This window comes from Streptomyces sp. JNUCC 64, from assembly GCF_054484115.1.
This window is the reverse complement of sequence record NZ_CM137015.1, coordinates 2253238-2277586: the sequence shown is the minus strand read 5'-3', so window position 1 is coordinate 2277586 and position 24349 is coordinate 2253238. Positions and strand designations below refer to the sequence as shown.

Genomic DNA, 24349 nt, shown 5'->3' with positions numbered 1-24349 from the left:
TCGGTCTCGTGGCCTCCCGGCCGCGCGGCCTACGGGAAGGTCAGCTTCCAGCTGTTGATGTACCCGGTGTCCTGCCCGGCGACGTCCTGCACCCGCAGCCGCCAGGTGCCGTTCGCGGTCTCCGAGGAGGCGTTGACGGTGTACGTGGCGTTCACGTTGTCCGCCGAGTCGCTGCCGCTGGAGTTCTTCAGCCGGTAGGCCGTCCCGTCCGGGGCCACCAGGTCGATCACCAGGTCACCGCGCCAGGTGTGGACGATGTCCACGCCCACCGCCAGGTCGGACGGGGCGTTGCCGGTGCGCCCGGTCACGTTCACCGAGGAGGTGACGGCCGCTCCGGCGTCCGGGATCGCGACGTCCGTGGTGTTCTCGAAGACCGTCCCGGTGGGCGGCTCGCCGCCGCCGGGCCGGGCGCCGACCGCGACGCCCGCCCAGGCGTGCTGCACGGCCGCGTACTCGGGGCTCGTGGTGCCGTACAGCTCACCGGCGACCGCCAGCGTCCCGGTGCGGGCCGCCGCGTAGTTGGTGGACGAGGTGAACTTGGTGGTGAGCGCGCGGAACCAGATCAGCGCGGCCTTGTCCCGGCCGATCCCGGTCACCGGCTGCCCGTCGGAGGTCGGGGAGTCGTAGGCGACCCCGTTGACCGTCTTGGCGCCGCTGCCCTCGGAGAGCAGGTAGAACCAGTGGTTCGCCGGACCCGAGGAGTAGTGCACGTCCACCGAGCCGATGCCCGCGTACCAGTAGTCCTTGGAGGAACCGTCCCGGCTGGGGCGGTCCATGTACCGCAGCGGGGTGCCGTTGCCCCGGATGTCGATCTTCTCCCCGACCAGGTAGTCGCCCGGGTCGGCGGCGTTGTTGGCGTGGAACTCCACGGCCGCCGCGAAGATGTCGGAGGTGGCCTCGTTCAGCCCGCCGGACTCACCGCTGTAGACCAGGCCCGCCGTGTTCGAGGTGAGGCCGTGGGTCATCTCGTGCGCGGCGACGTCCAGCGAGGTCAGCGGCTTCTGGTTGTTGGCGCCGTCGCCGTACGTCATGCAGAAGCAGGAGTCCGACCAGAAGGCGTTGATGTACTTGTCGCCGTAGTGGACGCGGGAGTACGCGCCGACGCCGTCGCCCCGGATGCCGCTGCGCCCGTAGACCTCCTTGAAGTAGTCCCAGGTCTCGGCGGCGCCGTACGCCGCGTCGGCGCCCGCGGTGCCGGGGTTGGACGGGGTGCCGTCGCCCCAGGTGTCGCTGTTCTGCGAGAACAGGGTGCCGGTGCCGGAGGTGCCCCGGTTGAGGTTGTTGGTGCGGTGGTTGCCGCGCCCGGCGTCGGCCAGGGTGAAGTTGCCGCCCGCCGCGGTGGTGCCCAGGGTGACCTGGCCGCTGTACTGGGTGTTGCCGGTGCCGTTGACGATGGCCTGCCACTCGTACAGCTTCTCGCCGGTGCCGGCGTCGGTCACCACGTGCAGCTCGTTGGGGGTGCCGTCGTGCTGGAAGCCGCCCACCACGGTCTCGTAGGCGAGCACCGGCTTCCCGGACGCCATCCAGACCACCTCGCGCGGGGCCCGGTCGGCGGAGGTCTTCTTCGAGCCCTCCGCCGCCGCCTCGCGCACCGCCTGCTTCTCGGCCGTGGCGGCCTTGACGGCCGGGGCGGCGGCGATGCCCTTCAGTTCGGAGCGGGACGCCTTGGTGACGCCCTGCCGGGCACCGGACGCGGAGCTGTCGACCACCAGGTCGCCGCCGAGGACGGGCAGCCCGTCGTAGGTGCGCTCGTAGCGGGTGTGCGTGGAGCCGTCCCGGTCCTTGACGACGTCCCGGACGACGAGCTTCTCCTTGGCGCCCAGCCCCAGCTCCCGGGCGGTCGCCGCCGACTTCGCCTGGGCGGACCGGATCAGCCCGGCGCGCTGGGCGGGGGAGAGCTTGGCGGGCAGCGAGCCGGGGTCGGCCTTGGTCGGCGCGTACGGCGCGCGGCCCTCGGGGGCGGCGGTCGCGGCGCCCGTCTGCACGGCGACGGCCAGCAGCGCGGCGACGGCGACGAGCGCGCCCCCGGCGGTGGCGCGGCGACGACGCCGGACGCGGGACGTGGGGGGCGTCTGGGAGGTGGGTCTCAACACGGACTCCTTCTGCGTGGCCGCCGGTGTACGCGGCCGGGGGACCGGGCGGCGGATGGCCGTCCGGGCAGATCGGGGCGGAACCATGTGCGGCCGCGTCCCCGGGTGGGGGCGGGCGGTCGCCGCGCGGTGCGTGGGGGCCCGCGGGCGGTGGTGGCCCGGGTGGGCTGGGGGTCGCTGGGGTGGGGGGAGCCCCGCGTCACCGCGGGTGGTGCCGGTGGACCGGACCGGGTGCCGTACGGTGCCGCCGGGACGAGCGGGACGGACCGTGCGGTACGGCGGCCGAGGGGAAGACTGGCACTCCGGCGACGCACTTGTCAGGAGCGCGTCATTATCTTGGCTCGAAATGGTCCGCTGCCCGGAGGGGCGCGTCCGGTGGGCGGGGCGGTGGCTCCGTGAACGTCCCCCGAGGCCGGTGCGGCAACGGGTGCGTGGGGGACGCGGGACGGGTGGGGGGACGGTCCGGCGGCGGGGGACGGGGCGGGGGAGGTGGCCGAAACGCCATGGGTGCGGACGGGGGCCGGGGCCGTCCGGTGGGTGACCGGGCGGCCCCGGCCCCGGCGTGGGGGTGTCCGTGGAGGGCTCGGGGTCAGCGCACGGCGGCGCCGCCCGACGGCAGCCGGACGTCCGGGATGGCGTCGAGCGCCCGGGCCCACTCGGGGTACCGGGCGCGCTTGGCCAGGTGCAGCGCGGCGATCCGGTCCGCCAGTTCCGGGTCGGGGTCGTCCGACAGCCGGACGCTCGCCAGCCGGGCGAGCCGGGGGATGATCACGTCGTCGCCCCGGAGGTGGACCGGGTCGTGCAGATAGCGCTCCAGCGCGGCGAGGTCCGCGATGCCGACGCAGTAGGCGTGGGTGAAGCCCTCGGCGGGATCGCCGATGTCCCTGCCCACCGCCCCGAACGCGGTCGACTCCACCGCCGCCGTCCGCCGCATCGCGGCCAGCACCTCCTCCCGCTCCGCCGGGGTCGTGCCGTCCCGGAAGCTGAAGCGCAGTATGTGGACGATCATCCTTCGACCTCCTCCGCATGGGTCAACCGGCTTGTGGGGAAAGCTGGTTGGCCCGACTGAATGGTCTGGTCAGTAGAACATAGAAGGACGGTTGATTGAACCCGTGAGTTCAGTTAAGGGTTCGGTCGGGTCCGGTTCCGGAGCCGGGTCCGCAGCCGGACCCCAGGGCGTCGGGCTACCATGCGCGGATGGGGCGGACGACGACGGAACGCGGTGGACGGACGGGTGCCGCGCGGGGCGGGGCCACCGGCGGTGGCGGCGGGCACATCGACAAACGGCGGGCGATCCTCGACGCCGCGTTCACCGTGTTCGCGCGGCGGGGCTACGCCGGGGCCTGCGTCAAGGAGATCGCCGAGGTGGCCGGGGTGGCCAAACCCACGGTCTACAGCCACCTCACCGACAAGGAGAACCTCTTCCGGCACGCGATGGAGACGGCGGCGGAGGCGGTCGCCGAGGAGAACCTGGCCGTCCTGGAACGGCTCCGCGACCCGGGCGAGGACCTGGCGGCCGCCCTGGACGAGGTGGCCCAGCGGCTGTCGCGGATCTGCCGGAGCGAACGGTCCCTCGCGCTGCGACGGCTGACCCACGCCCAGGTGGGCGAGTTCCCGGAGCTGGTGACGGCCGTCCACGCGCGCACGGCCGTGCGGATCGCCGAGACCCTCGCCGACCGGCTGGCCCGGCTCTCGCTCGCCGGACGCCTCGCCCCCGGCGATCCCTCGCACGCCGCCGAGCAGTTGCTGAGTCTGCTCACCGGCCCGCTGGAGCTGCGCTCCCGGCTCGGCACCCGGCGGGTCACCGCCGCCGAGAGCCGGGAGATCGCCACCCGCGCCGTCCGCGTCTTCCTCGCCGCCCACGGCACCGGGGAGCGACCGGCCCCGTAGCCGACGGAACGACGGAAACGGCTGAGACGGAACGATAAAGACTGCGGAGACGATGGAAGGGCGGGTCACCGACCGGTGACCCGCCCCCGTCCTACCCGTGGACGTTCCGTGCCGAACGGGCCACGGGACCGGTGGGACGTGCCCCCGCTCCCGCGCCCGTCCCGCGTCAGCCGACCAGGCTCTCCCGCCAGGCCCGGTGCAGACTGGCGAACGACCCCGTACCGTCGATGAGTTCGGCGGGCGAGCCGTCCTCGATCACCCGGCCCCGGTCCATCACCAGCACCCGGTCCGCGATCTCCACCGTCGACAGCCGGTGGGCGATCACGATCGAGGTGCGGCCCCGCAACACCGTGTCCATCGCGTGCTGCACCGCCCGCTCACCGGGGATGTCCAGCGAGCTGGTGGCCTCGTCCAGGATCAGCACCCCGGGGTCGGCGAGCAGCGCCCGCGCGAACGCGACCAGCTGGCGCTGCCCGGCGGAGATCCGGCCGCCGCGCTTGCGGACGTCCGTGTCGTACCCCTCCGGCAGCGCGGCGATGAAGTCGTGCGCGCCGATCTCCTTCGCGGCCCGCTCGATCTCGTCGCGGGTGGCGTCGGGGCGGCCGATCGCGATGTTCTCCGCGACCGTCCCGGAGAACAGGAACGCCTCCTGGGTCACCATCACCACCCCGCTCCGCATCTCGGGGAAGGTCAGATCGCGCAGGTCCACGCCGTCCAGCAGCACCCGTCCCTCGGTCGGGTCGTAGAACCGGGCCAGCAGCTTCGCCAGCGTGGACTTGCCCGCGCCGGTCGCCCCGACCACCGCGACCGTCTGGCCCGCCGGGATCCGCAGGTCGAAGCGGGGCAGCACCTCGCCGCCGGTGCGGTACGCGAAGCCCGTGCCGTCGAAGACCACCTCGCGGCCCGGACGGTCGGCGTCCCGGGCGGGCAGCCCGTGCGGCTCGACCGGCTCCGCCACCGAGGGGCTCTGGTGCAGCAGACCCGCGATCTTCCGCATCGAGGCCGCCGCCGACTCGTAGGAGTCCAGGAACGTCCCGACCCGGTCGATCGGGTCGTACAGCCGCCGGATGAACAGCACCGACGCCGCCAGCACCCCCAGCTCCAGGGTGCCGCCCGCGACCCGGTAGCCGCCCCACAGCACCATCGCGGCCACGGCGGTGTTGGCGATCAGCCGGGAGAACACCACGTAGCGCGCCATCTCCAGCAGCGAGTCGCCGTTGGCGTCCTCGTGCCGGTGGTTGAGCTCCGCGAACCGCTCGTCGTTGATCCGCTCGCGCCGGAACGCCCGCACCGGACGGATGCCGTTGAGGGTCTCACCGAACTTTACGATCACCCCGGCGATGGCCGAGGAGCGCTCGTTGAACACGCCGGACGCGCGCCGCCGGTAGTACCGCACCGCGAAGTACAGCGGGACGAAGGACAGCACCGCCACCGAACCCATCGCCAGGTCCAGCCAGAGCAGCATCAGCGTGATGTAGGTGGAGGCGACCACCACCCCGATGAGTTCCTGGAGGCCCTCCTCCAGCAGTTCCCGCAGCGATTCCACGTCCGAGGTGGAGCGGGATATCAGCCGCCCCGAGGTGTACCGGTCGTGGAAGTCGACGCTGAGCGCCTGCCCCTGGCGGAAGATCCGGCCGCGCATGTCCAGCAGCACGGCCTGGTTGACGAGGGCGGAGAACCGGATGAACCCGAACTCCGCGACCCCGCCCAGCGAGGCCGCCAGCAGATAGCCGACGGCCACCGCGATCAGCGGTCCGTAGTCGCTGGCGCGGAACGCGGGCACCCCGCTGTCGATCGCGTACGCCGCGATCAGCGGGCCCGCCTGTACGCACGCCTGCTGGAGCAGCAGGGAGAGCGCGGTCAGCACCACCAGCTTGCGGTGCGGGCCGAGCAGCGAGCGCAGCAGGACGCCGGTCGCGCCCCGGGGGATGGGCAGGTCGTCCCGGTCGAACGGGTCCCCGACCGCGGCCGGGATGTCGTCCAGATGGTCCGGTCCGGACTTCCGCTCCGCGGGCCGGACCTGTTCGCTGGTCGTCGTCATCGGGTGGTGCCCCCCTCGTCGAGCCCCTGCGGGCGGTCGTCGCCGGACATCAGATGCCGGTACTCGGCGTTGTCACGGAGCAGTTGGTGGTGGGTGCCCACGGCGGTGATCCGTCCGCCGGACAGCAGCGCCACCCGGTCGGCCAGCAGCACCGTGGACGGGCGGTGGGCGACGACCAGCGCGGTCGTCTGGGCGAGGACCTCCCGCAGCGCGGCCTCGACGGCCGCCTCGGTGTGCACGTCCAGCGCCGACAGCGGGTCGTCCAGCACCAGGAAGCGGGGGTCGCCCACCACCGCCCGGGCGAGTGCGAGCCGCTGCCGCTGCCCGCCGGAGAGGCTGAGCCCCTGCTCGCCGACCTCGGTCGCCGCGCCCTGGGGGAGGTCCGCGACGAACCCGGCCTGCGCGACGGCCAGCGCCCGCTCCAGCTCCGGGTCGGCGGCCCCGGCGGGGAGCCGTTCGTCGGAGGCGGAGCCGTTGCCCATCCGGACGTTCTCCGCGACCGAGGTGGAGAACAGGGTGGGCTCCTCGAAGGCCATCGACACCAGTCCGCGCAGCTCGTCGCGGTCCATGGCGGTGATGTCCCGGCCGTCCAGGGTGATCCGGCCGCCGCTCAGCTCGTGGAGCCGGGGCACCAGCGCGGTCAGGGCGGTCTTGCCGCTGCCCGTCGCGCCGACCAGGGCCAGCGTCTCGCCCCGGCGGATGTGCAGGTCCACGCCGTCCAGGACGGGGACCGAGTCCGGCTCGGCGTCGGGGAAGCGGAAGGTGACGTCCGTGAAGCGCAGCCCGTCCCCGTCGGTGCCGTTGGCGTCCGTGCCGTTCGCGGCGGTGCCGGTGCCGGTGCCGGCGGTGGCCGGGGCGGGGCCGGGCTCCTCCTCCGGGGCGTCCATCACCTCGAAGTACCGGCGGGTGGCCGAGGCGGCCTCCTGGCTCATGGCGATGAGGTAGCCCAGGGACTCCACGGGCCAGCGCAGCGCCAGCGCGGTCGACAGGAACGCCACCAGGGTGCCCGCCGACATCGCCCCGTCGGCCACCTGCACCGCCCCGGCGACCAGCACCGAGCCGAGCGCCAGCTCGGGGAAGAAGGTCAGCGCCGTCAGCAGGACCGCCAGCAGCCGCGCCTTGTGCAGTTCGGTGTTCCGCAGCTTCACGCTCAGCTCGCGGAAGACCCGGGCCTGGCTGCGGTGGCGGCCGAAGCCCTTGATGACCCGGATGCCGAGGACGCTCTCCTCGACCACCGTGGCCAGGTCACCGGCCTGGTCCTGGGCCTGCCGGGTGACCACCGAGTAGGTGCCCTCGAAGCGGTAGGTGATGTAGATCATCGGAAGGGCCGCGACCAGCAGGATCATCCCGAGCCGCCACTCCTGGACCAGCAGCACCGCGAACCCGGCGATGATCGTGACCCCGTTGACCACCAGGAACGTCAGCGGGAAGGCCAGGAACATCCGGATCACCGAGAGGTCGGTGGTGCCCCGGGACAGCAGCTGACCGGACGGCCAGCGGTCGTGGAAGGCGATCGGCACCCGTTGCAGGTGCCGGTACAGGTCCGCCCGCATCGCCGCCTCCACCCGGGCCAGCGGCCGGGCCACCAGCCAGCGGCGGAACCCGAAGAGCACCGCCTCCACGACACCGAGCGCCAGCAGCAGCGCGGCGCCGATCCAGACGCCCCGCTGGTCCCGGTCCGCGATCGGGCCGTCCACCAGCCATTTCAGGACGAACGGGAAGACCAGCGACAGACAGGAGGCGACGATGGCGACGCCCGCGGCGAAAAACCAGCGTGCGCGTACGGGGCGGACGTAGGGCCACAGCCGCAGCAGGGTAGGGATGGCAGGGGAAGCGCTGACAGGTGTCGGCGCGGGCGTCTCCACCGGCTCGGCCGGTGCTTCTATGGTGGGCATCAAATGCGACTTTACGTCCCGGACCTCCCATGCCCCACCGGGTTAACGTCCGCCTTACCCCACCCCCGGACCCCCCTCTGGCCTTGGATTTCGTCCCGTGGGCAACCATCGGGGCGAGGGACGCATCCCAGGCGGTCACCCCGGCCGCCGGCCCTCCGGACCCGTCCCGGGACCCCGCGTCCGTCGTCCGTTTCGCTCGCCGCAACCCCACCCGGGAAACCGTCCGCGCGTGCTGTTCGCACGGTCAGCGGGCACTCGGCGCGTAGTCGGCGGACACCCTCCGGATAGCCGTCCGTCCGCCTTCGCCGGGTCCCGACCGCACGGTCGGCCGGTGCCCGGCGAGCCATGACGCGACGGTACGGGACTGGACGCTGCAGGGGCCCATCGGCGTATGGCCCCTCCCCCCGGCGCCTCAACAGCCGTCAGGGGAGGGCTCGAACGAAACACGATGTGAGGCCAGCGCGTCCATCTACGTACAGCGGCCCGTCGAATCCGACGGATGCAGTACCCACCACTACTGCGAAGATCCCCCCGCACCCTGGGCGACCATCGATCGCTCCCGGATCTGGCCCGCTTCCGCCGAGGTGGCGACCTTTCAACCGTTGAACCTTGTTGCATTCCCTGGGAGAACCCCCGGGAAACAGGGGGTGACCCCATCTTATTGACACGTGCCCGCACCCGTCGTGCCCGGTCCGTACCCCCGGTGTCCCCGGTGTCCCCGTGCCCCGGGTGGCTCGCACGTACGTTTCCCCCGGCGGGCGCCGTCGTTGGGCGGGACGTGATCCGACCCCTGAGACGCGCCCCGCGCGCCGGAGCGGCCCTCGCCGCCGTGACGTCCCTGTCCCTGTTCGCCGGTGCGGCGTCCTGCGGCCCCGAGGGGCTGGCCGGAAAGCCCCGTTCGCCCCGGGACGCGGTCCGGGTGCTGCCCGCCGACGCCCGCCGTGACGTCCCGGTCACCGAGCCGCTGGTCGTCCGGGTGCCCGGCGGACGGCTGGAGTCCGTCCGCGTGGTCCGCTCCCGGGACGCCCGGGACCAGCCCGTCCCCGGCCGGATCTCCGCCGACGGACTCAGCTGGCGCCCCGACGCGCCGCGCCTCGCGCCCGCCGCCGCGTACCGGGTCGACGCCGTCGCCCTCGACGGCCACGGCCGCCGGATCGCCCGGCACACCACCTTCCGCACCGAGGTCCCCGACGAACGGTTCGTCGCCTACGCCGCGCCGGAGAACCGCTCCACCGTCGGCACCGGGGCGATCGTCTCCCTGGAGTTCAGCCGGGAGGTCACCGACCGGGCGGCCGTGGAGCGCGCCGTCGAGGTCACCACCGTGCCCCGGACCGAGGTCGTCGGGCACTGGTTCGGCGCCGAACGGCTCGACCTGAGGCCCGAGCGGTACTGGAAGCCCGGCACCGAGGTGACCGTGCGGCTGAAGCTGCGGGACGTCGAGGCGGCGCCCGGCGTCCACGGCCTCCAGGACCGCGCCTTCTCCTTCACCGTGGGCCGCGACCAGCGCAGCCTCGTCGACGCGGCCGACCGCACCATGGAGGTCCGGCGCGGCGGACGGGTCCTCGCCACCCTCCCGATCACCGCGGGCACCGACGAGTCCCCCACCTACAACGGGAAGATGGTCGTCACCGAGATGCACGAGACGACCCGGATGAACAGCCGCTCGGTCGGCTTCGGCGGCGAGTACGACATCCCGGACGTCCCGCACGCCATCCGCCTCACCACCTCCGGCACCTTCCTGCACGGCAACTACTGGGCGGGCGACGCCTTCGGCCGGGAGAACGTCAGCCACGGCTGCGTGGGGCTGCGCGACGTCAAGGGCGGCAGCTCGCGCACCCCCGCGGGCTGGTTCTTCGACCGGACCCTGATCGGTGACGTCGTCGAGGTCCGCCACAGCGACGACCGCGTGGTCGCGCCGGACAACGGACTCGGCGGCTGGAACCTCGACTGGGCCGCCTGGCGCGCCGGCTCCGCGCTGAGCTGACCCGAGCCCCCGGCCCCGGGCCCCCGGCCCCGGCCCCGGGCGCCGAGCCCCGGGTGCCGGGCCGTTCCGTCGCCCCTCGTTCCCCGTCGCCCCCGCCGTGCCGTCCGGGAGCCGTCCCGGAGCTGTCCGGCGGGGGCACGTCCGTGCGGTCCGGCGGGGCGCGCCCGTGCCGTCCGGCGGGGGCGTGCGCCCCCGGTCCGCCGCGCTCCGCTGTCCGTCCGCTGTCCTCTCGCTGTCCGCCCCCTGTGAGCGGGATCCGCGCAGGTCATCGCAGGTGCGGAAGCCGGGACCGAACGGTGACGTCCGGGGTGCTCCCCGGGGGGCGCGCGATGGCTAGGGTGCTCCCCAGCGCGCGCCAGGCGCGGGGGAGCCGGTCCGGTTGGGGCCGTGCGAGGGGAGAGAACCGTGAAGACCGTCACGAGGGGACCGATATCCGGTGCGGACGGCCGGGGCCGGGGGAGGCCGGGGACACCGGGGAGACAGGGCGGCCATCGCGTCGGGCTCGCCGTGGTGGCGCTCTCGACGGCCCTCGCCCTGGTCACCGGCTGCGCCGGGGGAGGCGGCGGGAAGCCGGACCGGGACGGGGCCGGTGACGCCAAGCGCCCCGGCGGCTCCTCGGCCCGGGCCGACACCGCCCCCTCCCGGGCCCTGGTGCGGATCTCCCCCGCCGACGGCGCCAAGGCCGTCCCCACCCAGGGGCGGCTCAAGGTGACGGCGGCCCGTGGCGAACTCCGCGAGGTGCGGGTCCGGGACGCCAAGGGGAACGCGATACCCGGCCGGATCGCGGCGGACGGCTCCCGGTGGACCCCCGGACGCCACCTCTCCTCCGGCACCACCTACCGGGTGCACGCCGTCGCCGTGGACGCGGAGGGCCGGGAGTCGGCCAAGGAGTCGACGTTCACCACCTTCGTCCCCGAGCACACCTTCGTCGGGATCTTCACCCCCGAGGACGGCTCCACGGTCGGCGTGGGGATGCCGTTCTCGCTGAACTTCACCCGGGGCGTCACCCGTCCCGAGGCGGTGGAACGCGCGATCCGGATCACCACCCGCCCGTCCGTCCCGGTCCGGGGCCACTGGTTCGGCAACGACCGGCTGGACTTCCGCCCCGAGGAGTACTGGAAGCCGGGAACCGAGGTCACCGTGGAACTCGGGCTCGACGGGGTCGAGGGCCGGCCCGGCGTCTACGGCAAGCAGTCCAAGACGGTCTCCTTCACCATCGGCCGCTCCCAGGTGTCGACCGTGGACGCGAAGAAGAAGCGGATGACCGTGGTCCGTGACGGGAAGACCGTCAAGACCCTCCCCATCAGCGCGGGCGCCCCGGCGACCACCACCTACAACGGGAAGATGGTCATCAGCGAGAAGCACGAGGTGACCCGGATGAACGGCGCCACCGTCGGCTTCGGCGGGGAGTACGACATCAAGGACGTCCCGCACGCCATGCGGCTCTCCACCTCCGGCACCTTCATCCACGGCAACTACTGGGCGCCCGACGCCCCGGGCCGCGCCAACGTCAGCCACGGCTGCGTGGGTCTGCGGGACGTGCGCGGCGGCCGGGACAAGACGACGCCCGCGGCCTGGTTCTTCCACCACTCGCTGATCGGGGACGTGGTCGTCGTCAAGAACTCGGACGACAAGCGCATCCAGCCGGGCAACGGACTGAACGGCTGGAACATGCCGTGGTCGAAGTGGTGAGCGGAGCCCGCGGCGGGCGGCCGGACGCACGGGCGACCGCACGGGAGGATGCACGGACGACCGCACGGATGACCGCACGGACGACCGCACGGATGACCGCACGGACGACCGCACGGACGTCCCGGGGGGCGACCCGGACGTGAACGGTCGCTAACCTGCTGGGCATGACCGTACATCTCGAAGTCGCCGACGGCGTCGGCACGATCCGGCTGGACCGGCCCCCGATGAACGCCCTGGACGCCGCCACCCAGGACCGGTTGAAGGAGTTGGCGGAGGAGGCCGCCCGCCGCGACGACGTGCGGGCGGTCGTCCTGTACGGCGGGGAGCGGGTCTTCGCCGCGGGCGCCGACATCAAGGAGATGCGGGCGATGGACCACGCGGCGATGGTGCGCAGGTCCGGCGCCCTCCAGGACTCGTTCACCGCCGTCGCCCGGATCCCCAAGCCGGTCGTCGCGGCGGTCACCGGGTACGCGCTCGGCGGCGGTTGCGAACTCGCGCTCTGCGCGGACTTCCGGATCGCCGGGGAGGGCGCGCGGCTCGGACAGCCGGAGATCCTGCTGGGGCTGATCCCCGGCGCGGGCGGCACCCAGCGGCTGGCCCGGCTCGTCGGTCCGTCCAAGGCGAAGGACCTCATCTTCACCGGTCGTCACGTCCGCGCGGCCGAGGCGCTGGCCATCGGGCTGGTGGACCGGGTGGTCCCGGACGGGGAGGTCCACGAGCGGGCGCACGCGTGGGCCGCCCAGCTGGCCCGGGGGCCCGCCCTCGCCCTGCGGGCCGCCAAGGAGAGCGTCGACACGGGCCTGGAGACGGACATCACCACCGGCCTCGCCGTCGAACGCACCTGGTTCGCCGGTCTGTTCGCGACCGAGGACCGCGAGCGGGGCATGGACAGCTTCGTCCGGGAGGGGCCGGGGAAGGCCGAGTTCCTCTGAGGGGGCCGTCGCCGGGTTCCGCCGTGCCCGGGCGGACGTCGGTCTCCGCTCCGGCGTGCGCTGATGACGTCTCGTCAGAAACCCTTCTCCTGGCGGGAGGAGGGTCCGACGGGATCGCCGTGAACCCTTCCCCGCCCCGTACGGGCGAAAGGGCGGTACCGGGCGCCTCGGCCGTACTCCGATGGTGCGGTCGGTCACGCCGGGGAGCGCGCCGGGGGGACGCCGGGCGGGCCGTCGGTGGCGAGGATATGGCGGGTGGCGGGTCGCCGCAGGTCAGATGAGGTGACCGAAGGCGGGACCGGTTTTGGTCCGTACCAAAGACCTCCAGCGGAAGGGTCGGTTCCGCCCGTGTCAATCCACGGGAACGGCCCCGGCCCCGCCATCGGACGGCCATGATGGGGGGCATGGCGGGGCTGGAGGGCATCGAACAGCCGGGACGGCACGGGGGCGCGACCGCGGCACGATGGTCTCCCGCCGTTCCCGACGAACAGGCCGTGAAGGCCATCGAGTTATGGGGCGACCCCACCGAGGGCGAGGTCTGGTTCCCGTCCCGTCCCCAGTCCGCCGCGCGGGCCCGGCGGCTGGCCCAGATGGTCGTCCTGCGGCGGTGGGGGCTCTCCGAGAAGCTGACCGAGGACACCGTGCTGCTCGTCTCCGAACTGGTGGGCAACGCCGTACGGCACACCGGCGCCCGTCACTTCGGACTGCGCATGGCGCGGCGGCGCGGCTGGATCCGGGTCGAGGTGCGCGACCCCTCGCGCGGACTGCCCTGTCTGATGCCCGTCCGGGAGCTGGACCTGTCCGGGCGCGGACTCTCCCTGGTGGACAAGTTGTCCGACCGCTGGGGGGTGGACCTGCTGCCCCGGGGCAAGACGACGTGGTTCGAGATGCGGGTCTCCGACCGCTGACCGTCCGGCGCCCGCCGGAGCGGCCGGGACGCGCGGTGCCGGGATGCACAGAGGCCCCCGTCGTCACCGTTGTGCGGTATCTCGCGGGGGCCTCTGTGGAGCGCCGGGAACGCTTCGGGGGTGTGGTTCCCGGCTGCTTTCGGAGCGACCGTGGCCCGGGTCAAGGGGGGTCGTGACTCCGACTATGGCAGACCGGTGCGGGGAACCCAAGGGGTGAATAAATGGCAGAAGACTCCAAATTATGACATATCGGATGTGAATCATCGGTGAGATGAGCCACTTGCCTGGTAAACGGTGGGTTGCACGCCCGTGAATGACGAGATCAAGAGGAGCGGAGTGTCCGGTGTGGGGGGATCTGGGGTGGCGCGCCCCCGGTGTCCGGCGCGGGCGGGGCGCCCGGGGCGTCCACGGGGACGCGGCGTGCCGGGCGCGGCGGCCGGGCCGATAATCTGGGCCCCGTCAGACAGGACGAGAACTTAAGGGGTGGACCTGGTGGCGGACATCGAGGCGGCGCGCAAGGCGTTCGACCGGTTCGACGCGGACAACGACGGCTACATCACGGCCGCCGAGTACAAGACCGCGATGGCTCAGCTCGGCGACTGGAACGTCACGGAGGCGGTCGCGGAGGCGATCATCGGCGAGCGGGACACGAACAAGGACAAGCTGCTCTCGTTCGACGAGTTCTGGGCCCACCTCAACAAGTAGGCCCCATCGGGCCGGTCCCGGAGCCTCCTGGCTCCCGGGCCGGCCCTCCGTCGTTCCCGGGCCCGGAGGGCGGGACGGGGTCGGACCGGGGCGGGGCCGGACCGGGACGCGGCGGGCCGGGAAAAGTTCCGGGCGGGCGGAATACCCCACGGGTAAGCGGAGGTTCCCTCCGTGTAAGACTCACCGCATCGACCCAAGGGGTTCGCCATGAAGATCGGCATCATCGGCTCGGGGAACATCGGCAGCCAGCTGACCCGTCGTCTGACCGCGGTGGGGCACACCGTCAGCGTCGCCAACTCCCGTGGCCCGCACACCCTGACGGAGCTGGTCGAGGAGACCGGCGCCACGGCGGCGGCCAGCGCGCCGGAGGCGGTCCGGGGTGCCGAGGTGGTCGTCGTCACCGTTCCCCTGAAGGTCGTGCCCGAGCTGCCGTCCGGGCTCTTCGCGGAGGCCGCCGACGGGGTCGTCGTCATCGAGACCCACAACTACTACCCCCGGGAACGCGACGGTCTGATCGCCGAGATCGAGGACGGTCTGCCGGAGAGCCGCTGGATCGAACGGCACCTCGGCCGTCCCGTGGTGAAGGCGTTCAACGGCACCTACGCCGAGGACATCACCGCCCGGGCCCGTCCGACGGGGGACCCCGACCGGATCGCGGTGCCCGTCGCGGGCGACGACGAGGCGGCCAAGCGGACCGTCCGGGCGCTGATCGACGAGATCGGGTTCGACACGGTGGACGCGGGCGGTCTGGACGACTCCTGGCGCCAGCAGCCCGACACCCCGGTCTACGGACTGCGCGCCGGGGTCGAGGCGGTCACCAAGGCCCTGGCCGAGGCGTCGCCGGAGCGTCCGGCCGCCTTCCGCGCGGACCGCGGCCAGGAGTAGAGGCCGCCCCGCGTCCGGGGCCGGACGCCGCGTCAGACCGTGTCGGGCCGCGTCGGACCGGGCCGGACCCGACCGGATCGGGCCGGACCGTGTCGGGCCGGTCGGGCTACTTCGGGGCCCACAGGGTGTAGGGGGGGTACGTGTCGCACCTGAAGTCGGTGAGGAGCCAGATGCTCACCAGGTAGGTGCCGATGCTCACACAGTGCGTGTACGAGGTGTGCGTCGCGATGGGCACCCACGCCGAAGCGCGCGGCGGGGCGACGGGGGCGGGTGCGGCCTGTGCGGCCGGGGCGGTCAGGGCGGCGGCGGTCACCAGGGCCGCTGCCACGCCCGCGGCGGAGAGCGTTCCGCGTAACGACTTCATGTGCGCGCTCCTTCTTCACCGGAGCCCCGGGGCCGTAGCCCGGGGTCGCTCCGAAGCTTCCCGCCGACCGGACCGGGTGGCAACGGGAAGCGCGCGTTCCCGTTCCGTCCGGCCCGGACTCAGGCGGCCGGGTGCGACAACCGGGCCCGCACCCCACGGGCGAGCGTCCCGAGCAGCGCGGCGTTGACCAGCCCGGCCAGCGCGCCGGTCGCGGTGAACAGCAGCGGGGAGACCCAGGCGAACGAGGAGTCCCAGGCCTGTGCCGGGACCGCCAGGCCCAGGGCGCCGAGCGGGGCCGTGGTCAGGAGCGGGACGACCGCGGCGAACCCCGGGTCGGGCGCGAGGTACGAGGCGTGGAGGAAGAAGCCCAGCGAGGCGGCGACCACCGCGAGGTAGCCACGGGCGGGCCAGTTGTCCGTGGCGAGCGCGAGGAACCTGCGGAGGCGGGGGCGGGCGGCACCGGTCATGTCGTCGTCCTTCGTGAAGCGGCTGGTGGAACGCGGGGCGGAAGGGAGAGGGGGGAGGGGGTCACGCGGTCCGGAGGCCGCGACGGCCCCGGAGCTGGTGGGCCAGGGCTCCGACCACGGCGGCGTTGACCAGGGCGCTCAGCAGGAACCAACCGGCGCCGAGGGCGGCGGACGCCGCCTGGCCGACCAGGCCGCCCCCGGCGACGAGCCCGAAGGGCAGGAAGCCGCCCATCGCGGAGAGCGGGGCCGTCAGCACGAAGGGGAGCATGGCGTGGACGCCCGTCGGGTCGAGGAGCGAGCCCGCGAAGGAGACGGCGACCACCGCGAGGTAGCCACGGGCCGGCCAGTTGTCCGTGGCGAGCGCGAGGAGCGCGCGGGTGCGGGGCAGACGGCGAGGGCGGAGGGTGTGCGGCATTTTCGTTCCCGGGGGTCGTTCCGTGTGGTTCCTCCACTGTGGAACGGACCGCGCGCCGGGACATGAGTACGGGTGCTCATCTCCTGGTGGGGAGCCTGACGGGGGCGGAGCCCCGTCGTTCACCCGGGGAGGCCGGCGTCCGGCCGGGGGCCGCCGGTGGCGCGACGGTGCGAGGCGCCGCGCCACCGGCGGACGGGGCCGTCCGCCGGGTCGCCGGGGACCCGGCGGGCGGACGTGCCGGACGGTTCCTCACACGTCGTTCACCCAGCGCCGGAACGCGGCCTCCGAGGTGAAGTCGCCGACGTTCTTGTCGATGGGGTCGTCGGTGTACTGATGGATCTTCCAGTCGGCCTTGATGCGGGGGGTGCCGGGGACGTTGGTGTAGTCCGCGATCCAGAGTCCGTCCCCGGCGTACGAGGTGTCGTCGTGGTTGAGCCAGAAGTCGCGGTTGCAGTAGAGCAGCACCCGGTGGGTGGGGCGCAGCCGCTTCACCTCCTTGATGAAGGCGTCCTTCTCGGCGTTGCTGGCCCGGGTGTTCTCGCTGGTCCACTCCCAGTCGGCGGCGAGCAGATCGGTGCCCCGGGAGGCGCACTCCTCCACGAAGTACGCGGCCTGCGCCTTGATGTTCCCGGGCCACAGGAAGTGGTAGAAGCCCACCACACAGCCCGCGTCGCGGGCCTGTTTGGCCTGTGCGTACTGCCGGGGGTTGATGTACGAACGGCCCTCGGTCGCCTTCACGATGACGAAGGTCAGTCCGTCGGTGTCGAACGACGACTGATAGGCACTCACGTCGATGCCGCGGATCATGTTCGTCCTTCCCGGACCGGGGTCGTTCGGGCCGGCCCGGCTTCCAGCGTGCCCGTCCTGTGTACCGTGCACGGGCGGTCGCCGTCCGGGCCACTCGAAACGGTGAATTTACCGGAAGGGATGGCATTCACGGCTTTTGTAGTAACCCACCCCTTCGGCGATCTCGCTCCCGAAACGGCGCGCCCGGGGCCGCAGCCTCCCGCACGGCACACCGAAACCCTGACGGCGCACCATGGTTGACACGCTGTCAGGGTCGCGGAGGGGATGGTGGCGGCGGGCTCCGGTCGTCGTCCCGCCCGGGTTCAGCCGCCGGTCCCGGTCCCGGAGCCCGTGAAGGTCAGCACCTCCGAGACGGGCCGCCGGGGTGCTCCCGGCCCCGGCTCCCCGTAGCCGAACCGGATCACCATCTGGACGTGGCTCATCGCGGAGAGCGGATCGCGCACCGCCCAGCGCAGTTCGTCCCACTCCAGGGCCTCGGAGGCGAGGGAGGTGACGAGTCCGTCCAGGGTGGCCTCCAGGAGCACCCGTTCCAGGGCCTGCCCCGCGTGCAGCCAGTCGGAGGGGGAGTCCCCGTGGGTGCCGAGCAGCGCGAGCTGGGGCGTGTGCTCGAAGTCCGCGGTGGGGGGCGGTCCGGTCCGGCCCGCCCCGAAGTCCCGCACCGGGGCGTACCCGGTGCGCGACCGGGGGCCGAAGGCGGCGGCCGGGACGCCGTCCGCGGCGCGGGTGTCCCCGGTCCAGGCGGCCAGCTCCGCGTGCAGCGCCGCGTCGGAGAGCGTCCGCCGCTCGGCCTCGCGGCCCAGTTCCAGCACCGTCTCCCGGTGGAACTCGTCGGGGAACGCCAGCCGGGCGCCCTCCAGCAGCGCGGCCCGGCGCAGGGTGTCCAGCAGTTGCGCGTCGATCGGCTCGTCGCTGAAGGGCGTCCGGGTGGTCCGCCGCCGGCGCAGCGCGGGGTGGAGGTCGGCCAGTTCGTCGTAGGCGTCGGCGGTGCCGTCGTAGGGCTGGCCGGACCGCCGGTAGGTGGCCGTGGTCTTGTGGTACGGCTCGCGGGTCGCGTCGTACAGGGCCCGCCCGCCGTCCAGGGTGAGCTCCGCGAGGGCGTAGGGGTCGGCGCGGTCCGGGAGCAGCCGGGTCACCGGTTTCCATCCGGCGTGGGCCGCCGCCACCCGGAGGTTGAACAGCGCGGCGGCGCACCCCAGATGGGTGGCGCGGCCCTCGGGGTCGGACAGCTCGATCCGGCGGCCGGGGTCCGCCCGTACCTGGATCACGCCCCGGTCCCGGTCGTAACGGAACAGCCAGGGCTGGGCGTTGTGCAGGGAGGGTGCCGTGATCGCGTCGGCGACCAGGGAGGCGATCGCGTCCGGTGTGGGGTCCGCCGGGGCGGAAGGAACGTCTGTCTCTGGTGCGGCGTGCGTCTTCACCGTTACCGCGGCCTCCTCGGGGATCACCCGGTCTGCGGGCTCTCGGTCAGGGACTTCCGGAGCCCGTGGCACCGGCCCCTCCCTCCTCCAGGTTCCCGGCTCCCCGGACGGACCGCGAGGGGGCGAAGGTCCCGTGCCCGGATAAACCCCCGGTCGGGTAAAGGGAGGTCAAAGCCGGTCGGGGGTGGTGCGCGGCGGTCGGCGGTGCCGGGGTGGCGTCACGGTCCGGGGGTGGTGCCCCCGGGGTGCCACATGGCGGTGGTGGTGAGCGGGCCCACGGGCAGCCGTCGCACGGTGGTGAAGCCGAAGCGCCGGTACAGCGCCCTGTTGTCCGGGTCCGCGGTGGTCAGGAAGACCCCGGCGGGTGCGGGCAGGGTGGCCAGGACGTGGTCGAGGAGACGGCGGGCCATACCCCGTCCGCGCTGCTCCGGGACGACGCCGAGGAACTCCAGGGTCCAGGCCCCGGGCGGCACGGCGGCCTCGGCGGCGTCCAGGTAGCGCAGGGTCCGGACCAGGGCGGCGGGACCGCAGCCCAGCGCGGCACGGGCCGCCCACGCCGCCCGGGCCCGTCCCGGCGGCGAGCCGTCCGGTGGCGTCAGCACGGCCGCCGCGACCGGCTCCGCCCCCCGGTCGAGGGTGAGCCGGAGCGCGCCGGGGAGGGTGTCGTGGGCGGCCAGGGTCGCGGCGAACCAGCGGTCCCGGACCCCGGTGGACCCGCCGCAGATCCAGCGGGTCGCGGGCTCGTGGGCGAAGGCGGCGGTCAGCACGGTGCGGACCGCGTGCGCGGAGGCGGAGCCGTTCAGGGCGACCGGGGCGCCGCGCCCGGCCGTGGCGGGGAGGGGCGGGACGGGCCCGGCCGTGGCGGGGAAGGACGGGACGGGTCCGGCCGCCGGGGAGTGGGGCGGGAGGGGCTCGGAAGGGGAGGGATTCATGCCGCCGTATGGTACGGCCTACTGGGGTGCACCACCAGTGCACCCCAGTAGTAAATGAATAGGGGGTCCCGCTGGCCGTCGAACTGCCCCCGGCCCCGGCCCGTCCGGCGCCCGGCTTCCCCCGGGCCCTCGGGGGCCGGGCGCCCCTACGATGGAGGACATGGCCCTGGACCTCTTCGCGGGCATCCCCGTCACCGACTACCCGGCGGCACTGGCCTGGTACGAACGGCTGCTCGGCGCCCCTCCCGCGTTCGTCCCGAACGACACGGAGGCGGTGTGGGAGCTGGCGGAGCACCGGTACGTGTACGTCGAGCACCATCCCGAACGGGCCGGGAACGCCTCGCACACGGTCTTCGTCGACGACCTCGACGCCCGGGTCGCCGGGATCGCCGACCGGGGCCTGGAACCCCGGACCCGCGAGACCTACGCCAACGGCGTGCGCAAGGTGACCTACCGCGACCCGGACGGCAACCGGATCGGATTCGGCGGCGCCCCGCTCTGACCGCGACCGTGACCGTGACCGGGGCCCCGCCCCGGGCGGGTTGGGCCACGACGTGGTCTCGCGGGTCAGACCTTCATGACGCGGACGCCGGGGCCGCAGAGCATGAGGAGGTCTTCGGGGTCCGAGGTCAGGACGGTCACCGGGGCGGGCGAGGAGAGGGCGGTGGCGGCGACGATGGCGTCAAGGGCGTACTTGTGACCATGTAGTCCGGCTGCGGCCAGGAGCTTGCTCGCCTGGCGGGCGATGGCTTCATTGGGCGGGACGATGTTCACGCGGGACACTGCGTAGTCGAAACGGGCCTGGTTGACCTTGGGGTCGCGCGCTTCGACGAGGGTGACGGAACTGGTGACGACGCGAATGTCCATGGCTTCTGCGGCCGTCAGCCACTCGGTGATCTCAGGTGTGCGGCGTACCAGTCCGGACAGACCTTCGCAGTCCAGGACGAGCGTTCCGGTCACGCGGCGTCCGCCGAGTCGGCTGTCTCGCCTAGGAGGATCGCACATTTGGCGTCGACGGCTGACTGGGCGACCGGGCCGTGCTCGGCTTCCGCGTCCTCGATGAGCTCACGCAGTCGATCCCGTTCCAGTTGGCGCTGGATGAGGGACTCGACATAGGCGGACATGCCTCGTTTGCCTGTGCGTGCCTTGAGGGCGGCGATGGTGCCTTCGTGGAGCGAGACCGAAACGGGCCGGACGGGTCCTTCGCCAGGCGCTGAGGAAGTATCCATGGAGTCCATTTTAACAAGACTCTTGTTATTGGGTGAGGTGATTGTTCGGTCTGTTCTGCCCGAGGGAGGGCTCCCTCGGGTCTGTGTCTATCCCGAAGGGCTCCGGGAGCTTTTGCCGCTTGGGTACGGCGAGCCTCAGCGACGACGGAATGCCGAAGCGCTGCTCAGGGCCGACCGGGACGGCGCCTCAGCACTCGATGATGTTCACCGCGAGCCCGCCCCGAGCCGTCTCCTTGTACTTGACGCTCATGTCGGCGCCGGTCTCCTTCATGGTCTTGATGACCTTGTCCAGGGAGACCAGATGGCTGCCGTCGCCCCGCATCGCCATCCGCGCGGCGGTCACCGCCTTCACGCCCGCCATTCCGTTGCGCTCGATGCAGGGGATCTGCACCAGCCCGCCGACCGGGTCGCAGGTGAGGCCGAGGTTGTGCTCCATGCCGATCTCGGCGGCGTTCTCGACCTGCTCGGGGGAGCCGCCCAGCACCTCGGCCAGGGCGCCCGCCGCCATCGAGCAGGCGGAGCCCACCTCGCCCTGGCAGCCGACCTCGGCCCCGGAGATGGAGGCGTTCTCCTTGAACAGCAGCCCGATCGCCCCGGCGGCCAGCAGGAAGCGGACCACGCCCTCGTCGTCCGCGCCGGGCACGAAGTTCACGTAGTAGTGGAGCACGGCGGGGATGATCCCGGCCGCGCCGTTGGTGGGGGCGGTGACGACCCGCCCGCCCGCCGCGTTCTCCTCGTTCACGGCCATCGCGTAGAGGGTCACCCACTCCATCGCGTGCGCCGCAGGGTTCCCCTCGACCCGCAGCTGCCGGGCCGCGCCGGGTGCCCGGCGGCGGACCTTGAGTCCGCCCGGCAGGATGCCCTCCCGGTTCATCCCCCGGGACACACAGGCCCGCATGACCTGCCAGATCTCCAGCAGCCCGTCGTGGATCTCCGCCTCGGTGCGCCACGCCTTCTCGTTCTCCATCATCATCGAGGAGATCGACAGACCGGACTCACGGGCCATCCGCAGCAGCTCGTCACCGGTCCGGAACGGGTACTTCAGCACCGTGTCGTCGAGCTTGATGCGGTCCGCGCCGACCGCGTCCTCGTCGACGACGAACCCGCCGCCCACCGAGTAGTACGTCTTCTCCAGCACGGCCCGGCCCTCGGCGTCACGGGCGCGCAGGATCATCCCGTTGGCGTGGTAGGGCAGGGTCTCGCGACGGTGCAGGACCAGGTCGTCGTCGAAGGAGAACGGGATCTCGTGGGCGCCCAGCAGACTGATCCGGCCCTCCGCCTTGATCCGCTCGACCCGTTCGTCGGCGTGCTCCACGTCCACCGTGCGCGGGGACTCGCCCTCCAGCCCGAGGAGCACCGCCTTGGGCGTGCCGTGGCCGTGACCGGTGGCGCCCAGGGAGCCGTACAGCTCGGCGCGCACGGAGGCGGTGTGGGCCAGCAGCCCGTCGTTCTTCAGCCGCCGCGCGAACATCCGGGCCGCGCGCATGGGGCCGACCGTATGGGAGCTGGACGGGCCGATGCCGATCGAGAACAGGTCGAAGACCGAGATGGCCACGGGAGGACTCCTAGCTGGTGGCCGGTGGACGTCGTTGTCCACCGGGTGGTGCGGACCCGCCGGCCCGGTGGGACCGGGCGGGTCGTCGGGCGGGCGGGGCCGGTGGTGACCGGCGGCCGACCGGGGGTCGGTGCGATCGGGAGGATCGTTTCTGCAAGGCGCTTCGAGGCGTTTCGAAGTGCTTCGAGACCCCTCGGAGCGGCCTCGAAGCCGAGTCGCTTCGGAAGCACTTCGGAAGCACTTCGGAGGGGCTCGGGGGGCTCGTCCGGGTTTCCCCGGCCGGGCCCCGCGTTCCCGAAGGCGCTCGCTCCTTCAAGTGTCACCCGTCGTGGCCGGGACCAGCCGGGGCGACCGGCACGGGCCGGTGGACCGGTGGACCGATGGGCCGGTGCCGCCCCGGCCGGATCGCGGCCGGGGCGGCACCGGAGGGGACTACAGCCCCGGGTACAGCGGGTGCTTGTCGGCCAGGGCGGTGACCCGGGCCTTCAGCGCGGCGGCGACCGTCTCGTCGAACGACGGCTTCAGCGCCTCGGCGATCACGTCGGCGACCTCGCGGAAGTCGTCCGCGGTGAAGCCCCGGGTGGCCAGCGCGGGGGTGCCGATGCGCAGACCGGAGGTGACCATCGGGGGGCGCGGGTCGTTCGGGACCGCGTTGCGGTTCACGGTGATCCCGACCTCGTGCAGCCGGTCCTCGGCCTGCTGGCCGTCCAGCTCGGAGTCGCGCAGGTCGACCAGGACGAGGTGCACGTCCGTGCCGCCGGACAGCACGTTCACCCCGACGGCGCGGGCGTCGTCCCGCACCAGACGCTCGGCGAGGATGCGCGCGCCGTCCAGGGTGCGCTGCTGGCGCTCCCGGAACTCCTCGGTCGCGGCGACCTTGAAGGCGACGGCCTTCGCGGCGACCACGTGCTCCAGCGGACCGCCCTGCTGGCCCGGGAAGACCGCCGAGTTGATCTTCTTCGCCAGCTCCTGGGTCGACAGGATGACGCCGCCGCGCGGACCGCCGAGGGTCTTGTGCGTGGTGGTGGTGACGACATGGGCGTGCGGCACCGGGTTGGGGTGCAGCCCGGCCGCGACGAGACCCGCGAAGTGGGCCATGTCGACCATCAGGTAGGCGCCGACCTCGTCCGCGATCCGGCGGAACGCGGCGAAGTCCAGCTGACGCGGGTAGGCGGACCAGCCCGCGACGATCAGCTTCGGCTTGGACTCCTTGGCGAGCCGCTCGACCTCGGCCATGTCCACCTGGCCGGTGGTCTCGTCCACGTGGTAGGCGACCACGTCGTAGAGCTTGCCGGAGAAGTTGATCTTCATGCCGTGGGTCAGGTGCCCGCCGTGGGCGAGGTTCAGACCCATGATGGTGTCGCCCGGCTTGAGCAGCGCGAACATCGCCGCCGCGTTGGCCTGGGCACCGGAGTGGGGCTGGACGTTGGCGTGCTCGGCGCCGAACAGCTCCTTGATCCGGTCGATGGCGATCTGCTCGATCACGTCGACGTGCTCACAGCCGCCGTAGTAGCGGCGGCCCGGGTAGCCCTCCGCGTACTTGTTGGTGAGCACCGAGCCCTGGGCCTCCATGACGGCGACCGGGGCGAAGTTCTCCGACGCGATCATTTCCAGGGTCGACTGCTGGCGGAGCAGTTCGGCGTCGACGGCGGCGGCGACGTCCGGGTCCAGCTCGTGCAGAGGGGTGTTCAGAAGCGACATCAGATGATCCCTAGTTGTGGGTCAGCCCGCGGAAAAGGCGGTGTAGTCGTCGGCGGAGAGCAGATCGTCCGGCTCGCCCGTGACGCGCACCTTGAACAGCCAGCCGCCCTCGAAGGGCGCGGAGTTCACCAGGGACGGGTCGTCGACGACGTCCTGGTTGGACTCCGTGACCTCGCCGCTCACCGGGGAGTACAGGTCGCTGACCGACTTCGTCGACTCCAGCTCGCCGCAGGTCTCGCCCGCGGTCACCTGCTGGCCCACCTCGGGGAGCTGGGCGTAGACGACGTCGCCGAGCGCGCCGGCGGCGAACTCGGTGATGCCGACCGTGGCGACGCCGTCACCATCGGGAGCCGACAGCCACTCGTGCTCCTTGCTGTAGCGAAGCTGCTGGGGGTTGCTCATGGTGGGAATTCTCCTGTACGCGGGGGAGTGCTGAGGA

General features: G+C 72.9%; 23 protein-coding genes. 8 read left to right on the top strand and 15 right to left on the bottom strand.

All coding sequences use genetic code 11. From position 1 onward, the window contains the following. Positions 1 to 29: 29 nt before the first annotated feature. Together ACVWNX_RS08925 and ACVWNX_RS08920 are read right to left on the bottom strand one after the other, a co-directional pair. A complete protein-coding gene (locus ACVWNX_RS08925) occupies positions 30 to 2093 on the bottom strand; it encodes a M4 family metallopeptidase (RefSeq protein ID WP_454413353.1) in 2064 nt (687 codons plus the stop codon). 586 nt (positions 2094 to 2679) lie between these two features. Beyond that, positions 2680 to 3099, bottom strand: coding sequence for a Dabb family protein (locus ACVWNX_RS08920; protein ID WP_454413352.1), 420 nt, complete (start codon positions 3097 to 3099; stop codon positions 2680 to 2682). A 188-nt stretch (positions 3100 to 3287) separates the two neighbouring features. Here ACVWNX_RS08920 and ACVWNX_RS08915 point away from each other — a divergent pair, with 188 nt between their 5' ends. Then, complete coding sequence (locus ACVWNX_RS08915; protein ID WP_454413351.1) at positions 3288 to 3980, top strand: TetR/AcrR family transcriptional regulator; 693 nt, start codon at positions 3288 to 3290, stop codon at positions 3978 to 3980. Between the two features lie 166 nt (positions 3981 to 4146). On the opposite strand, the gene ACVWNX_RS08910 is transcribed toward ACVWNX_RS08915, so the two are convergent. Both ACVWNX_RS08910 and ACVWNX_RS08905 read right to left on the bottom strand, forming a co-directional pair. Continuing rightward, positions 4147 to 6021 carry an ABC transporter ATP-binding protein gene (locus ACVWNX_RS08910; RefSeq protein WP_454413350.1) on the bottom strand — a complete coding sequence of 625 codons (1875 nt, stop codon included), beginning with the start codon at positions 6019 to 6021 and terminating at the stop codon, positions 4147 to 4149. Continuing rightward, positions 6018 to 7916 carry an ABC transporter ATP-binding protein gene (locus ACVWNX_RS08905; protein ID WP_454413349.1) on the bottom strand — a complete coding sequence of 633 codons (1899 nt, stop codon included), beginning with the start codon at positions 7914 to 7916 and terminating at the stop codon, positions 6018 to 6020. The genes ACVWNX_RS08910 and ACVWNX_RS08905 overlap by 4 nt, the downstream gene beginning before the upstream one ends. Positions 7917 to 8694: 778 nt before the next feature. On the opposite strand from ACVWNX_RS08905, the gene ACVWNX_RS08900 reads away from it, so the two are divergent. The 6 genes from ACVWNX_RS08900 to ACVWNX_RS08875 all read left to right on the top strand — a co-directional run bounded on the left by ACVWNX_RS08900 (position 8695) and on the right by ACVWNX_RS08875 (position 15022). Then, complete coding sequence (locus ACVWNX_RS08900; protein ID WP_454413348.1) at positions 8695 to 9900, top strand: L,D-transpeptidase; 1206 nt, start codon at positions 8695 to 8697, stop codon at positions 9898 to 9900. 387 nt (positions 9901 to 10287) lie between these two features. Further along, a complete protein-coding gene (locus ACVWNX_RS08895; RefSeq protein WP_454413347.1) occupies positions 10288 to 11592 on the top strand; it encodes a L,D-transpeptidase in 1305 nt (434 codons plus the stop codon). 164 nt (positions 11593 to 11756) lie between these two features. Further along, positions 11757 to 12524, top strand: a complete 768-nt coding sequence (locus tag ACVWNX_RS08890) for an enoyl-CoA hydratase/isomerase family protein (RefSeq protein WP_454413346.1) — start codon at positions 11757 to 11759, stop codon at positions 12522 to 12524. A 404-nt stretch (positions 12525 to 12928) separates the two neighbouring features. Further along, positions 12929 to 13432 (top strand): ATP-binding protein, encoded by a 504-nt coding sequence (locus ACVWNX_RS08885; RefSeq protein ID WP_454413345.1) that lies wholly within the window; start codon positions 12929 to 12931, stop codon positions 13430 to 13432. 492 nt (positions 13433 to 13924) lie between these two features. Beyond that, on the top strand, positions 13925 to 14137 hold the full coding sequence (locus ACVWNX_RS08880) for an EF-hand domain-containing protein (RefSeq protein ID WP_454413344.1): 213 nt from the start codon (positions 13925 to 13927) through the stop codon (positions 14135 to 14137). A 207-nt stretch (positions 14138 to 14344) separates the two neighbouring features. Next, on the top strand, positions 14345 to 15022 hold the full coding sequence (locus ACVWNX_RS08875) for an NADPH-dependent F420 reductase (RefSeq protein ID WP_454413343.1): 678 nt from the start codon (positions 14345 to 14347) through the stop codon (positions 15020 to 15022). Between the two features lie 106 nt (positions 15023 to 15128). On the opposite strand, the gene ACVWNX_RS08870 is transcribed toward ACVWNX_RS08875, so the two are convergent. The 6 genes from ACVWNX_RS08870 to ACVWNX_RS08845 all read right to left on the bottom strand — a co-directional run bounded on the left by ACVWNX_RS08870 (position 15129) and on the right by ACVWNX_RS08845 (position 19425). Next, entirely contained in the window at positions 15129 to 15386 is a 258-nt protein-coding gene (locus ACVWNX_RS08870) for a hypothetical protein (RefSeq protein WP_454413342.1), read from the bottom strand. Positions 15387 to 15505: 119 nt separating this feature from the next. Next, positions 15506 to 15853: an SCO4225 family membrane protein gene (locus ACVWNX_RS08865; RefSeq protein WP_454413341.1), complete on the bottom strand. Its 348-nt coding sequence runs from the start codon at positions 15851 to 15853 to the stop codon at positions 15506 to 15508. A gap of 61 nt (positions 15854 to 15914) precedes the next feature. After that, positions 15915 to 16268, bottom strand: coding sequence for an SCO4225 family membrane protein (locus ACVWNX_RS08860; protein WP_454413340.1), 354 nt, complete (start codon positions 16266 to 16268; stop codon positions 15915 to 15917). A 249-nt stretch (positions 16269 to 16517) separates the two neighbouring features. Further along, on the bottom strand, positions 16518 to 17075 hold the full coding sequence (locus ACVWNX_RS08855; RefSeq protein WP_454413339.1) for a GH25 family lysozyme: 558 nt from the start codon (positions 17073 to 17075) through the stop codon (positions 16518 to 16520). 302 nt (positions 17076 to 17377) lie between these two features. Next, positions 17378 to 18493 (bottom strand): Acg family FMN-binding oxidoreductase, encoded by a 1116-nt coding sequence (locus tag ACVWNX_RS08850; RefSeq protein ID WP_454413338.1) that lies wholly within the window; start codon positions 18491 to 18493, stop codon positions 17378 to 17380. A 218-nt stretch (positions 18494 to 18711) separates the two neighbouring features. Then, on the bottom strand, positions 18712 to 19425 hold the full coding sequence (locus tag ACVWNX_RS08845) for a GNAT family N-acetyltransferase (RefSeq protein WP_454413336.1): 714 nt from the start codon (positions 19423 to 19425) through the stop codon (positions 18712 to 18714). A gap of 160 nt (positions 19426 to 19585) precedes the next feature. On the opposite strand from ACVWNX_RS08845, the gene ACVWNX_RS08840 reads away from it, so the two are divergent. Continuing rightward, the gene (locus ACVWNX_RS08840) at positions 19586 to 19927 is read left to right on the top strand and encodes a VOC family protein (protein WP_454413335.1); all 342 of its coding nucleotides are present in this window, start codon (positions 19586 to 19588) and stop codon (positions 19925 to 19927) included. 65 nt (positions 19928 to 19992) lie between these two features. On the opposite strand, the gene ACVWNX_RS08835 is transcribed toward ACVWNX_RS08840, so the two are convergent. The 5 genes from ACVWNX_RS08835 to gcvH form a co-directional block, all read right to left on the bottom strand. Next, positions 19993 to 20385, bottom strand: a complete 393-nt coding sequence (locus ACVWNX_RS08835) for a type II toxin-antitoxin system VapC family toxin (RefSeq protein ID WP_454413334.1) — start codon at positions 20383 to 20385, stop codon at positions 19993 to 19995. Further along, positions 20382 to 20654: a hypothetical protein gene (locus tag ACVWNX_RS08830; RefSeq protein ID WP_454413333.1), complete on the bottom strand. Its 273-nt coding sequence runs from the start codon at positions 20652 to 20654 to the stop codon at positions 20382 to 20384. Before ACVWNX_RS08830 ends, ACVWNX_RS08835 begins: the two co-directional genes overlap by 4 nt. Positions 20655 to 20841: 187 nt before the next feature. Next, positions 20842 to 22209 carry an L-serine ammonia-lyase gene (locus tag ACVWNX_RS08825; protein WP_454413332.1) on the bottom strand — a complete coding sequence of 456 codons (1368 nt, stop codon included), beginning with the start codon at positions 22207 to 22209 and terminating at the stop codon, positions 20842 to 20844. A gap of 432 nt (positions 22210 to 22641) precedes the next feature. After that, positions 22642 to 23910, bottom strand: coding sequence for a serine hydroxymethyltransferase (gene glyA / locus ACVWNX_RS08820; protein WP_454413331.1), 1269 nt, complete (start codon positions 23908 to 23910; stop codon positions 22642 to 22644). A gap of 21 nt (positions 23911 to 23931) precedes the next feature. After that, positions 23932 to 24312 (bottom strand): glycine cleavage system protein GcvH, encoded by a 381-nt coding sequence (gene gcvH, locus ACVWNX_RS08815; RefSeq protein ID WP_454413330.1) that lies wholly within the window; start codon positions 24310 to 24312, stop codon positions 23932 to 23934. Positions 24313 to 24349: the final 37 nt, after the last annotated feature.